At 33.3% G+C, this 2,225-nt stretch carries 1 protein-coding gene and 1 tRNA gene; one reads left to right on the top strand and one right to left on the bottom strand.

The genetic code is table 11. The features are described from left to right. Positions 1–231 precede the first annotated feature (231 nt). Positions 232–303, bottom strand: a tRNA-Gly gene (locus BP621_RS15040). Between the two features lie 694 nt (positions 304–997). Here BP621_RS15040 and BP621_RS15045 point away from each other — a divergent pair. Next, positions 998–1,435, top strand: coding sequence for a hypothetical protein (locus BP621_RS15045; protein WP_292391386.1), 438 nt, complete (start codon positions 998–1,000; stop codon positions 1,433–1,435). The last annotated feature ends 790 nt before the right edge of the window (positions 1,436–2,225 follow it).

Consider the following 2,225-nt stretch of genomic DNA (forward strand, 5'->3'; position numbering starts at 1 on the left):
CACGCCGATAGGGTTTGGGGATAAGGTTCTCAAACTCAAACGTGAACCGTTTTAGATTAAACATTTTTTAAAAAGGTTTGTAATCACATTCTCTGTTTGACCAGTAAAATATTTAGGTAGCCGCTAGCGAGTTGAAAACCAGTTCCTCTAACCCATAATTCAGCCTTCTTGAGCGAAGCGAAAAGGGCACCGTCCTTCTGAGACGGGACTCGGTTGGCGGAACTCGTGCAATACATCAGCCGGGATTCGAACCCGGGTTCGAGCGTTGGCAACGCCCGGTGATGACCGCTACACTACTGATGTTCAAAGTTTACTGGATACCCTTTCACCTTATTATATTCTAACTAATTAAGTTGACCCTGAGAGGTTTTGGGTATATGTTTTATGTCATTTTATGTATAGAGACATGATATATTTATCCTTCCTTTTCTTAAAACTATCTTTTACAGCAAATCAAATTAGTTATGGGAAAGAGAATAAAAGAAGAAAACTTCGGTTAGCTCTAAAAGGATACATACCTTTTGTTTATATTCAATAACAGGAAAGCTCCTTGAAAAAAATCACCTTGTTAGTAGGTACATAAAAATACAAACAAACATTTCAATGAATTAAAAATAGGTAGTCCATCATTATGTGGTTGATGTTTTCATGATTAATTTTCCAGTGCTAGAAATGCCTTATGTTTCGTGCATCAAGCATGCTATTATAACTTTACTGAATTGCAAAAAAGGTATGATGCGCCACTAAAAGTGTTTTGGAAATGACATCAACTAATTAATAGTGCACGACCATTTGATTTTGGCTATACCATAAGTAGTTGACATTTTCTGTTGAAATCCCATTCCTTGATTACAAACCACAAGATGTGCACAGATAAATGTAGATGGATTATCCATGTGCACATGTGTTTATCTGTAGTTTCAGTTAAAATGTAAGTTTTCTACAGAACCATAATGCTATAAGTTTTTATGTCATGAATGCAGGTTAAATAGCCAATATGAACAACAACTTCAAACAGAAATCATCGATTCCTAATAAATATTTAATTTTGATTGCAGGTCTCGTTTGGATGTTTGCTGGAACAATGGTAATAGAGACTGGATTACCATATTTTATAAGTCAAGGAAGATATATTTTTAGTGTTTTTTTAGCTGCATCAGTATTTTCAGTATTTTATTTTCTCATTTTCTCTAAATTAGTTGAAAAGCACACGACTCGAATAAGTAAAGATAATAGAAAGAAAATGTTTGTTATGGAATTTTTTGATAGAAAGTCATACCTGATTATGGTGGTAATGATATTAGGTGGAATTACTATTCGGAAATTTAGTCTTTTGCCAGCTTTTGACATAGGATTCTTTTATGTTGGGATTGGTTTGGCATTGTTCTCGTGTGGTATGAAGTTTGTATATAAATTTAAGAATTTGTCTTTGTAATTGAATAACCTTGAAGAACTTCTACGTGGCCTGTCTTAGTCTGTTGATGTCAATCACAAGCATTCTTACAAAATCTAAAGTAACTTGAGATCAGAGCGTGTCTTAAAATTCGGTGCTCTCTATTTAATCAGTTGACATTTTTGAGACTCCTGTAGTTTAACAACTCTATTAATTTCCATTTCTTATTAGCAGTTCTATACTCTTGTGTGGGTGTTCTCTTTTCTAAAACTCCCATTTCCAGTTTGTTTTTTAACCCTGTATTAAAAGAAATTAAATAACTAATTACTGAACTGTAGAACCCACAAGAATATCTTGATATTATTCATAGGGACCTGAAAGAAATCAAGGATTATATTCCTGGAATGAAATTGCAAATAGATGAAGTCCTTTCTAAACTGAATATGCCTTCAAGTACAGTGACTCAGAAACTTGAGATTGCCATTTCGATAATTCCAAAAGTTGCTTAATACAAAAATAGAAGTGGACGTTCCAAAATTTGTGGTTGATAGAAAACGCGATTTAAATAACCTGTTTTTGAAATTTAAGAAAAAATAATATTAATACTTTACTTAAAAGGAACTCATTGGTCATCGGTTAAGAAATTTTCTTGCCTGTAAGCTATCGATTTTGCATCTTAAGTCTATTAGATTTTGGCTTTTTTACATGAAATCGATACCTAGTTCCAGTCCTCAAAATTTTCAAATTTATAACAACTGTTGTGGAAATGGAGGCATTTGTCACGATTCCTCACTTAACCTAAGACGTATTAAAAGGAACTGTGTTTTCTGTT

It is taken from the genome of Methanosarcina sp. UBA5 (assembly GCF_002505485.1).
GTDB lineage: Archaea > Halobacteriota > Methanosarcinia > Methanosarcinales > Methanosarcinaceae > Methanosarcina.